This window comes from Pseudomonas sp. AKS31 (genome assembly GCF_023634765.1).
Lineage (GTDB): Bacteria > Pseudomonadota > Gammaproteobacteria > Pseudomonadales > Pseudomonadaceae > Aquipseudomonas.
In genome coordinates this window covers 69751-76582 of the sequence record NZ_JAMLFX010000014.1, presented here as the reverse complement: position 1 = coordinate 76582, position 6832 = coordinate 69751, and the positions used below count along the sequence as shown (strand labels likewise).

6 protein-coding genes are annotated in these 6832 nt (G+C 61.7%); 3 read left to right on the top strand and 3 right to left on the bottom strand.

The genetic code is table 11. The features are described 5' to 3' along the window. The first annotated feature begins 92 nt into the window (after window positions 1–92). The 3 genes from argJ (at window position 93) to M9827_RS24205 (ending at window position 3064) form a co-directional block, all read left to right on the top strand. Window positions 93–1310: a bifunctional glutamate N-acetyltransferase/amino-acid acetyltransferase ArgJ gene (gene argJ, locus M9827_RS24215; protein WP_250607550.1), complete on the top strand. Its 1218-nt coding sequence runs from the start codon at window positions 93–95 to the stop codon at window positions 1308–1310. Between the two features lie 177 nt (window positions 1311–1487). Next, window positions 1488–2120, top strand: coding sequence for a glutathione S-transferase family protein (locus M9827_RS24210; RefSeq protein ID WP_250607548.1), 633 nt, complete (start codon window positions 1488–1490; stop codon window positions 2118–2120). Then, on the top strand, window positions 2117–3064 hold the full coding sequence (locus M9827_RS24205; RefSeq protein WP_250607546.1) for a Nudix family hydrolase: 948 nt from the start codon (window positions 2117–2119) through the stop codon (window positions 3062–3064). Before M9827_RS24210 ends, M9827_RS24205 begins: the two co-directional genes overlap by 4 nt. Window positions 3065–3114: 50 nt before the next feature. Here the strand turns inward: M9827_RS24205 and M9827_RS24200 are convergent, their stop codons facing one another. The 3 genes from M9827_RS24200 to M9827_RS24190 are packed head-to-tail and all read right to left on the bottom strand — an operon-like array spanning window position 3115 to window position 6702. Beyond that, window positions 3115–3699 (bottom strand): cob(I)yrinic acid a,c-diamide adenosyltransferase, encoded by a 585-nt coding sequence (locus tag M9827_RS24200; RefSeq protein WP_250607544.1) that lies wholly within the window; start codon window positions 3697–3699, stop codon window positions 3115–3117. Window positions 3700–3702: 3 nt separating this feature from the next. Beyond that, the gene (locus tag M9827_RS24195) at window positions 3703–5739 is read right to left on the bottom strand and encodes a sensor histidine kinase (RefSeq protein WP_250607542.1); all 2037 of its coding nucleotides are present in this window, start codon (window positions 5737–5739) and stop codon (window positions 3703–3705) included. Window positions 5740–5784: 45 nt separating this feature from the next. After that, a complete protein-coding gene (locus M9827_RS24190) occupies window positions 5785–6702 on the bottom strand; it encodes a putative 2-dehydropantoate 2-reductase (protein WP_250607540.1) in 918 nt (305 codons plus the stop codon). Window positions 6703–6832 lie beyond the last annotated feature (130 nt).

The window sequence follows — 6832 nt, the reverse complement described above, 5'->3', positions numbered from 1 at the left end:
CGCGACCGGCTCCTGCCGTCGCGGCGTTTTGCCATTTAAACCATCGTCACTGCGAGTGGCGGTGCTGACATCATTGAGTAAGGAGCGCATTCATGGCTGTTGGTCTTGGTCCTTTGCCAACGTTGCACCCGGTTGCCGGTTTTGAACTCGGTATCGCCTCGGCCGGCATCAAGCGCCCTGGGCGTAAAGATGTCGTCGTGATGCGCTGCGCCGAAGGTTCGACCGTGGCCGGTGTGTTCACGTTGAACGCCTTTTGCGCCGCGCCGGTAATCCTGGCGAAGAAGCGCGTACAAAACGCTGTGCGCTACTTGCTGACCAACACTGGCAACGCCAACGCTGGCACCGGCGAACCTGGCCTGGCCGCTGCTGAGCGCACCACCGCCAGACTGGCTGAGCTGACTGGCGTCGATGCCAGCCAGATCCTGCCGTACTCCACGGGTGTGATCGGCGAGCCACTGCCGGTCGAGAAGATCGAAGGCGCACTGCAAGCTGCTTTGGACGACCTCTCGGAAAACAACTGGGAAGCCGCCGCTACCGGGATCATGACCACCGACACCCTGCCGAAGGGCGCCAGCCGCCAGTTCGAGCATGACGGCGTGACCATCACCGTTACCGGCATCAGCAAAGGCGCGGGCATGATCCGCCCGAACATGGCGACCATGCTCGGCTACATCGCCACTGACGCCAAAGTCTCCCGCGAAGTACTGCACAACCTGATGCTCGACGGTGCCAACAAGTCGTTCAACCGCATCACCATCGACGGCGACACCTCGACCAACGACTGCTGCATGCTGATTGCCACCGGCAAGGCTGAACTGCCGGAAATCACCCGTGCCGAAGGCGAACTGTTCGCCAAGCTCAAGCAAGCGGTGTTCGAAGTGTGCATGGACGTGGCCCAGGCCATCGTGCGTGACGGCGAGGGCGCGACCAAGTTTGTCACCGTTGAAGTGAATGGCGGTGGCAACCATCAGGAGTGCCTCGATGTCGGCTACACCGTGGCCCATTCGCCGCTGATCAAGACTGCATTGTTCGCCTCCGACCCGAACTGGGGCCGTATCCTCGCCGCTGTGGGCCGTGCCGGCGTGCCGGATCTGGACGTGAGCAAGATCGACGTGTTCCTCGGCGACGTGTGCATCGCCAGCCGTGGCGCCCGCGCAAGCACCTACACGGAAGCGCAGGGTTCGGCGGTGATGCAGCAGGAAGAGATCACCATCCGCATCGAATTGGGTCGCGGCGATTGCAGCGAAACCATCTGGACCACCGACCTGTCGCATGAATACGTGAAGATCAACGCCGAATACCGCACTTGATCTAACCTGAGACCGAGTCGCCTGCATCGCCAGCAGGCTGGCTCCCACACTGTCTTCTGTCGGACACAGACTTTACATCCACTGAAGATCCCCTGTGGGAGCTAGCCTGCTAGCGATTGCGCCAGCTCAGACGCTACAGATCGCGAAGTTTCCCCCTGACGAAAAGGCGCCACAACCATGTCCTTGCACCTGATCATCGGCGACAAACTGCTTTCCTCCTGGTCCCTGCGTGCCGCCCTGGCGCTTGAGCTGACTGGCGCACCCTACAGCGAAGAGCTGATCAAACTCGGTAAGCCCGATACCCGCGAACTGCTGCTCAAGCACTCGCCGACCGGCAAAGTACCGCTGCTGAAAACTGCCCGGGGCACGATTGCCGACTCGCTGGCCATCGCCGAATACCTCGCCGAGCAGTTTCCATCCGAGCAACTCTGGCCGAGCGATATTTTCGCCCGCGCCCAGGCCCGGTCAGCCTGTGCGCAGATGCACAGCGGTTTTTTCGCCATGCGCAATCACATGCCGTTCAACCTCAGCCATGACGCGCCGTTGAACCCGGTGCCACCGGAAGTGAAAGCCGATATTGAACGCATGCTCGCGCTATGGGCCGAATGCCGCGCTGCCGCCACGGAAAGCGGGCCGTATCTGTTTGGTCGCGTCAGCTTGGCCGATGCCTTCTTCGCGCCGATTGCCGTGCGTCTGCGCACCTATCAGGTGAAGCTGCCGGCCGCTGACGAAGCTTATGTTGAAACCGTCTACCATTGGCCAGCCTTCAAGGCGTGGCAACAGGCTGGACTGGAGGAGTTGAATCCGTGAAACGTGTACACGTCGCCGCTGCGGTCATTCGTGACGACAGTGGCAAAATCCTTATCGCTCGCCGTGCCGATACCCAGCATCAGGGCGGCCTGTGGGAGTTTCCCGGCGGCAAGGTCGAGGCGGATGAGTCGGTTGAAACCGCGCTCGCCCGTGAGCTGAACGAAGAGTTGGGTATCGTCGTTGGCGCTGCCCGCCCGCTGATCAAAGTGCGTCACGATTACCCGGACAAGCAGGTTTTGCTGGATGTCTGGGAAGTGTCGGCTTTCACTGGCGAGCCGCACGGTGCTGAAGGTCAGCCCTTGGCCTGGGTGACCACCAAGGAGTTGGCGAACTATGAGTTTCCGGCCGCCAACCAGCCGATCGTCGCGGCAGCGCGTCTGCCGGCCGAGTATCTGATCACCCCGGAAGATCTGGAGGCCCCGGCATTGCTACGCGGTATCCAGAAAGCAATTGCCGGGGGGATCAAACTGATCCAGTTGCGCGCACCGAACGGGTACGACCCCAAGTATCGCGATCTGGCAGTGGATGCGGCCGGCCTGTGCGCAGGCAAGGCGCAATTGATGATCAAAGGGCCATTCGAATGGCTTGGCGATTTCCCGTCTGCCGGATGGCACATAACGTCTGCACAGCTGCGTAAATATGCAGCGGCGGGACGTCCGTTGCCGGCGGAACGCTGGTTGGCGGCTTCGTGCCACAACGCTGAAGAACTGGCGCTGGCCGAGCAGATGGGCGTGGATTTCGTCACGCTGTCGCCGGTACAGCCGACGTTGACTCATCCGGACGCGCAGCCATTGGGTTGGGAACAGGCTTCGACGTTGCTCGAAGGCTTCAGCAAGCCGGTGTTTCTGTTGGGTGGGGTGGGTCCGGCTGAGCGCGAAAAAGCCTGGGGCGTTGGTGCGCAAGGCGTGGCGGGGATTCGCGCGTTCTGGCCTGATTCTCTGTAACGGCTGCTGGCCTCATCGCTGGCAAGCCAGCGATGGCGGCCTGTCAGGCGCTACTGCTCTGCGGGCTTGGCCGTCGGTTGCCACAGAATCTCCGCAACCCCCTGCCGCCGCGCAATCAACCGCGCCGCGACAAACAACAAATCCGACAACCGATTGATATACGCCAACCCAACGCCGGCCAACGGCTCCAGCGCATTCAAATGCTGACAACGCCGCTCGGCACTGCGCGCCAGACTGCGGCATACATGCGCCTGGGCAATCAGCATCGAGCCACCAGGCAGAATGAAATTCTCCAGCGGCCCCAACTCCTCATTCCACACATCAATTGCCGTTTCCAGGCGCTCGATTTCCGCCGTGTTCAGCGCCTGATACGCCGGCATGGCCAGCTCGCCACCCAAGTCGAACAGCCGGTGCTGACAAGGCGCCAACACCTCGATCAGTTCATTCAGCCCCGGAAACGTTTCGCGTTCGGCCAGCAACCCGGCCAGTAGCACGCCGACCTGACTGTTCAGCGTGTCGACCTCGCCAATGGCCTCGATGCGCGGGTGGTCCTTGGGTACGCGGCGGCCGTCGCCCAGGCCGGTTTCGCCTTGGTCACCGGTGCGGGTGTAGATTTTCGACAGGCGGAAGCCCATGGGTTACCTCGATAATGGATTGGTTTCTGCAGCAATAGGCTGGGGTTGCGTCAGCGGCAGGCGCAAGGTGAAACACGTACCCTGGCCCGGTGCTGACTGCACCTCCATCTGCCCTTTGTGATTGTTGGTAATGATGAAGTACGACACCGACAAGCCCAGCCCGGTGCCCTGGCCGATTTCCTTGGTGGTGAAGAACGGCTCGAAGGTGCGCTTGCGCACGCTCTCGCTCATGCCGATGCCGTTGTCCTCGACCTGAATTTCGGCCCACGGCGGATTGAGCCTGGTGCGTAGGATGATCCGTCCCGGTTCGCTGCCGTCTTCACGCTGATGGATGGCCTGTGCGGCGTTTTTCAACAGGTTGAGCAGCACCTGCTCGAGTTCGTTGGCGGTGCCGGGCACCGGGCCGAGCGCAGGGTCGAATTGGCGGATGATCGCCTGGCCCTTGAAGTCGAAGCCGATGGCCAGGTCGAAGTCGTTGCCGGCGATTTCCACCGCTTGATCGATCAGTGCCGGCAAGTCGCACGGCGCCATTTGCCGGGTGCTGCGGCGGCTGAAGCTGAGCATGTGGGTGACGATTTTCGCTGCGCGGGCGCCGGCCTGTTGAATGCCATCCAGCAACTGCGGCACTTCGCGGCCCTGCAGGTAGCGGTTGACCGTGTCTAGGTCGATGCCCAACTGCTCGGCGGTTTCGAGATTTTTCGGCAGGTCGGCAGACAGGCGTCGGCGGATGTTCTGCACGTTGTGCAGGATCGCACCCAGCGGATTGTTGATCTCGTGAGCCATGCCGGCGGCGAGGCCGCCGACCGAGAGCATTTTTTCCGACTGCACCATCATTTCTTCCAGCGACAGGCGCTGGGTGATGTCGTCGATGCGGATTACCACGCCACGCCCGGCACCGCCCATCAACGGGTAGAACGTCAGCGCGTAATGCTTGGGCTCCTCATCCTTGAACCACGTTACTCGCTCGATTTTCGCCACGGTGTGCTGTTCGACGGTCTGCTTGAGTTGCGGCAGAAACGGCTTGAGCGGTTCGAAGGCGAGGAAGATCGGCTGGTTCAGTGCTTCGTCCAGTCGCGTGCCGGAGAGGGCGCTGGCCTCCTGATTCCACTGAGTGACATAAAGCTGCTCGTCGAGGGCGATCAGCGCCGAGGGCATCGAGTCGATGATGCTGTTGAGGTAGTTCTGGAAACCGGTGAGCTTCTTTTCGATCTTGCTGCGCACCTGGACTTCCAGTTCCAGTTTGCGGTTGGTGTGGCGGGTTTCTTCAGCCAGGCCCTGAGCCTGATCGTAAGCCGCTTGCGAATCATCGCGGGCGCGTTTGAGTTGCTGCTCACGGGCTTCGATGCGCGAGAGCATGGTGTTGAACGCCTCGGCGAGGCTGCCGATTTCGTCATGATTACCGCGTGAGGCGCGCAGGGCGTAGTTCTCTTCGCGGGTCACCTGGCGAGACAGCTCTTCCAACTGATGAATCGGTCGGGTGATCAGGCGTTTGATCTGCCGGGCAATCACCAGCCACAGCAGCACGCTGAAAATCAGGATGCCGAGGCTCGCGGTCAGCGTGCCGGTGTAGAACGCCATCGGCAGCTCGCTGCTGGCTACCAGCAACAGGTGCCCCGGCGCGGTGCCGGGGCGGGGCAGGGTGATCAACTGGTTGCTGCGAAACTCGGTCAGTTGCCACGCTTCGATGTGCCGATAGCGTTCCGGCAGGTTGAGTTTGTCGCCGCGCTGGACTTGCGCCAAGCGTTCGCCCTTGCCGTCATACAGCGCGGCGGCGCGCAGCGGTGAGTAACTGTCGAGTTCTTTGAGCAGACGCTCGGCGCTTTGCGGCGATTGCAGGGCTTCGCTGACCAGGCTCGGATTGGAAATCAACCGGCCGATGGTCTGTAAGGCCTGCGGCGCCATGCTTTCCTGAGAGATGTAATAGGCGGCGCTGATAAAGGTCAGGTTGGCGACCAGCAGAACAGTGGTCAACAGCACCAACAGGGCGGCCAGCAGTTTCTGGCCGACCGGCAGGTTTTCGAGACGCTGGCGCAATGGCATCAGGTTTATCGCAACGAAGGAACAAGTGGCCAGCGTAGCCGCTGCTCAGTCGCTGGGCAATCCAAGGCTGTGCAGATGAGCGACCAGTCGTTGCTGCAATTGATTGAGGTGCGGCAGGTTCAACTGATGGCGCGTGGCGACTTTGCAGGCGTGGCCTAATAAATAGCTGATTTCGGTACGGCGCCGGTTGGCGACGTCCTGATACATCGACGAATAATTGGCCGCCGTGGCGTGGATCACCCGTTCGACTTCCTGTTGCAGATTGTCGGCGGCGGCGGGTTGGCCGCAACGCTCGAGTAACTCAGCCAGCTCAGCGCACAGGGTGGCGACTTCGCAGTGATGTGCCTGCAATCCGCCGTTTCGGCAGTTATGCAGTACCGTCAACGGATTGATCGCACAGTTGAGCGCCAGTTTGCGCCACAACCGCGTAAGGATATCGGTGCTCCATTCGTGGGGGATCTTTGCCGCGTCCAGATCGTCCAGCCAGATCGGCGCGACCGGATGGCCAGCGTCGCCCAGCCAAGTAAATCCGTGACCGGCGAACACCACACGCCAGTCGCCATCGCGAAAGGCGCCTTCGGTGCTTGAAGCGCTGATGCAGCGTGCCAGCGGCACACGGTTGGCGACGGCGTCCTGACTGCCGAGGCCGTTTTGCAGGAGGATCAGTTCGGCATCCGGCGTCAGGCGGGGAGCGAGGCGGGCGACCGCGCTTTCGGCGTCGTAGGCCTTGCACGCCACCAGCAAACGACGAATTGGCTCGGGGCTGTCGGGTGTTTCCCCGGGCACGGCATAGGTGCTGGCCTGACCTTGTTCGACCAGCGTCAATCCGCCCACGGCTTCATAGCTGCGCAAGCGCTCGGCGTCACGCACGATCAGCCGGACCGGCAGGCCGGCCCGGGCCAGACGTGTAGCCCACAGCGTGCCGAGGCTGCCGGCACCCAATACATGCCAGGTGGTGGCCATCAGTTTTTTGCTCGATTGCGTACAGGCATGTGCGGCTCGCCGTGTCGGTGGGAAAAGACCCGTTATAATGAGCCCGATTTTAACCGCAAGCCAAGCGCGCTCCATCCACATCGAGCGCGCCTTTTTATTG

Coding starts and splice junctions, on each gene's coding strand:
- M9827_RS24195 (WP_250607542.1), bottom strand. CDS start 5,739: ATGCCATTGCGCCAGCGTCTCGAAAACCTGCCGGTCGGCCAGAAACTG.
- M9827_RS24190 (WP_250607540.1), bottom strand. CDS start 6,702: ATGGCCACCACCTGGCATGTATTGGGTGCCGGCAGCCTCGGCACGCTG.
- M9827_RS24200 (WP_250607544.1), bottom strand. CDS start 3,699: ATGGGCTTCCGCCTGTCGAAAATCTACACCCGCACCGGTGACCAAGGC.
- M9827_RS24210 (WP_250607548.1), top strand. CDS start 1,488: ATGTCCTTGCACCTGATCATCGGCGACAAACTGCTTTCCTCCTGGTCC.
- argJ (WP_250607550.1), top strand. CDS start 93: ATGGCTGTTGGTCTTGGTCCTTTGCCAACGTTGCACCCGGTTGCCGGT.